Source organism: Thermomonas sp. (genome assembly GCF_025993755.1).
Lineage (GTDB): Bacteria > Pseudomonadota > Gammaproteobacteria > Xanthomonadales > Xanthomonadaceae > Thermomonas.
In genome coordinates this window covers 1-2,779 of sequence record NZ_JAMQHN010000037.1, presented here as the reverse complement: position 1 = coordinate 2,779, position 2,779 = coordinate 1, and the positions used below count along the sequence as shown (strand labels likewise).

Below are 2,779 nucleotides of genomic sequence, written 5' to 3'. Positions count from 1 at the left end.
TGCGCGACGCCGACGCCGCCATGTACCGCGCCAAGCAGGATGGTCGCGACCGCTGCGCCATGTTCGACGAGGAAATGCACCGCGAGGCGACCCGCAGCCTCGACCTCGAAGCGGACATGCGCCGCGCGATCCAGTCCGAACAGTTCCTGCCGTTCTACCAGCCGATCGTCGATATCCGCACCGGCGAGATTTTCGGTCACGAGGCCCTGCTGCGCTGGCAGCACGAACAGCTGGGCCTGCTGCTGCCCGGCCAGTTCCTCGATATCGGCGAGGACAGCGGCCTGATCGAACAGGTCGACTGGCTGATGTACGCGCGCGTGATTTCCGACATGGCCAGCCACGCGCTGCCCGGCTATGTGGCGATCAACGTCTCGCCCCGGCATTTCCGCGCGGCGGATTTTTCCAGCCGACTGCTCGGATTGGTCGAGGGGGCCGGTCTGGCGCCGGATCGGCTGCGCGTGGAAATCACCGAAGTGGCCCTGCTCGACGATGCGCCGCGCACCCGCGAGTGTCTGGACCTGCTGCGCCGGCACGGGATCCTGGCCCAGCTCGACGATTTCGGAACCGGCTTCTCCGCGCTGTCCTACCTGCACCGGTTCCCGATCGCCAGCCTGAAGATCGACCGCAGCTTCGTTTCCGGCCTTGAAGGCAACGTGCGCAACGAGAGCATCGCGGTGATCCGCGCGATCATCGCGCTGGCGGGCAGTCTCAACATCGAACTGATCGCCGAGGGCGTGGAAACGGAAGCGCAGCAGCAGACCTTGATCGAACTGGGCTGCACCCATGCCCAGGGATTCCTGTTCGGCCGGCCGGCGCCGTTGGCTCTGGTCGAGACGAGCGGTTGATCCCTCGCGCCGCTGGCGCGCGACGCGGCCCGCTCCCGCCGGGGCGGCGGACCCGCTTCAGGACGATGGCGGCGGCGTGGCCGCCTCGGAAGCGCGGATGCCGGTGATGGCGAACTCCAGGCTGCCGTCGACAAGGCGCGCGCTGGCCTGCTCGCCGACGGCCACGCCTGCAACCGTGTGGATGATCGATCCGTCCGGTCGCTGCAGGATGCTGTAGCCGCGTGAGACGGTAGCCAGCGGGCTGACGGCGTGCAGCGAGCGCGCAAGGCCGCGCAGGTGCAGCAGGTTGTTTTGAAGCGATTGAACGAGGATCGCGCGCGGTCGGTCGGCCAATCGCTGCAGACGCTCGCGCTGTTGTTCGACGCGGCGGCGCGGGTGGCTGCCGCGCAGTCGTGCGGCCAATGTCTGCAGGGTTCCGGAATCCTGCTGCAGGCGCCGTGCGATGGTGCCGGCGAGGCGCAGACGCGCGTGGGCGAGGCGCTGGCGCTGCGCGTCCAGCCGCGCCTGCGGGCGCTGCGCGTGCAGACGCAGGAAGGCGCGGTCGGCGCGCTGGGCACGTTCACGCAGGCCGGTTCCGTTCAAGGCGCGCAGGCGGCGCTGGAACTGCGACAGTCGCGCGCGCAGTTCCGCCTGGTCCGGCGCCAGCAACTCGGCGGCGGCCGAGGGCGTGGGCGCGCGCAGGTCGGCGGCGAAGTCGGTCAGCGAAAAGTCGGTCTCATGGCCGATCGCGGAAACCGTCGGCGTGGCGCACGCGGCCACCGCGCGCGCCAGCGCTTCGTCGTTGAAGGCCCACAGGTCTTCCAGCGAGCCGCCGCCGCGCGCCAGCACGAGGATGTCGTAGCGGCCGCTGGCGTCGGCGCGCGTCAGCATCGCGTGGATCTGTGCGGCCGCGGTGGAACCCTGCACCGGCACCGGAAGCAGTTCGACCTCCAGCAGCGGAAAGCGGCGGCGCAGCACGCTGAGGATGTCGCGGATCACCGCGCCCGACGGAGAGGTGAGCACCGCGATCCGGCGCGGGAAGGCGGGCAGGGCGCGCTTGCGCGCGGGGTCGAACAGGCCTTCCTTGTCGAGCCGCGCCTTGAGTTCCTCGAACGCGCGCCGCAGCGCGCCTTCGCCGGCCTCCTCCATGGTGTCCAGCACCAGTTGGTAGTCGCCGCGCGGTTCGTACAGGGTCAGCCGCCCGCGCGCCAGCACCTGCATGCCTTCCTTCGGGACGAACTTCAGCCACTGGCTCTTGGGCTTGAACAACGCGCAACGCACCGCCGCGCGGGCGTCCTTCAGGGTGAAGTAGATGTGTCCGGAAGCGGGGCGGGCGAGGTTGCCGATTTCACCCTCGACCAGCACGGCTGGAAAACTGCCTTCGAGGAGGTCGCGCGCCAGTGCGTTGAGCTGGCTGGGGGTGAGGGTGGAGTCGCTGCGGGCCATGCCTGCATGTTAGGACAACACCCGTGGAAGCGCGCCCTGCGCGCGACGATCCGCACCGGACGGCATAAAATGCGCGGATGAATGCAGACAGCCTTGGGCCTGGCACATCAATGGACCGATTCGGCCCGCTGCCGCGCCGCATCACCCGTCAGGTCGAGATCGACGGGGTGAAGGTGGGCGGCGGTGCGCCGGTGGTGGTGCAGTCGATGACCAATACCGATACCGCCGACGCGGCGTCCACCGCGCGCCAGATCGGCGAACTGTGGCGCGCCGGTTCCGAATTGGTGCGGATCACCGTGAACACGCCGGCGGCTGCGGCTGCGGTGCCGAAGATCGTGGACCGGCTGGCGATGATGGGGGTCAAGGTTCCGATCATCGGCGACTTCCACTACAACGGCCATCAGCTGCTCGCGAAGGAGCCGGCCTGCGCCGAGGCGCTGTCCAAGTACCGGATCAACCCCGGCAACGTCGGTTTCGGCAAGAAGAAGGACGTCCAGTTCGCGCAGTTG

The 2,779-nt window shown here is 69.2% G+C and carries 3 protein-coding genes; 2 read left to right on the top strand and 1 reads right to left on the bottom strand.

Annotated elements, in window-relative coordinates:
• On the top strand, window positions 1–845 hold an 845-nt coding region (locus tag Q0X16_RS02860; RefSeq protein WP_297830422.1), incomplete at its 5' end, for an EAL domain-containing protein.
• A 57-nt stretch (window positions 846–902) separates the two neighbouring features.
• Here Q0X16_RS02860 and xseA read toward each other — a convergent pair.
• Window positions 903–2,270, bottom strand: a complete 1,368-nt coding sequence (xseA, locus tag Q0X16_RS02855; RefSeq protein ID WP_297830420.1) for an exodeoxyribonuclease VII large subunit — start codon at window positions 2,268–2,270, stop codon at window positions 903–905.
• A gap of 110 nt (window positions 2,271–2,380) precedes the next feature.
• Here xseA and Q0X16_RS02850 point away from each other — a divergent pair.
• The coding region (locus Q0X16_RS02850) for a flavodoxin-dependent (E)-4-hydroxy-3-methylbut-2-enyl-diphosphate synthase (RefSeq protein WP_297830424.1) at window positions 2,381–2,779 on the top strand (399 nt) is incomplete at its 3' end.